Source organism: Mesorhizobium sp. M1A.T.Ca.IN.004.03.1.1 (assembly GCF_003997555.1).
GTDB lineage: Bacteria > Pseudomonadota > Alphaproteobacteria > Rhizobiales > Rhizobiaceae > Mesorhizobium.
In genome coordinates, this window is the sequence record NZ_RZTV01001170.1 from 1 (window position 1) to 232 (window position 232).

At 72.0% G+C, this 232-nt stretch carries 1 protein-coding gene; it reads right to left on the reverse strand.

Features of this window, described 5'->3' with window-relative positions; all coding sequences use genetic code 11:
* On the reverse strand, positions 1 to 232 hold a 232-nt coding region (locus tag EOD29_RS35370), incomplete at both ends, for a LysR family transcriptional regulator (RefSeq protein WP_127248941.1).

Genomic DNA, 232 nt, shown 5'->3' on the forward strand with positions numbered 1-232 from the left:
CGGCAAGCCGTGATCGGCAAAGTCCTGCGTCGTGCCGATGGCTATGCGGCCGCCGGCTCGCGCCCCTTTCAGCGCCGGCCAGGCCTCGCTGTGGACGGCAAGGATACGCCGCGCATGGCCGACAAGGTCTTCGCCGGCCGGCGTCAGCCCGCGCCCCCTGCCCTGTGGCGCGAGCAGCGGCTCGCCGACGATTTCTTCCAGTCGCTGCATTTGCGCCGTCACCGCGGACGGC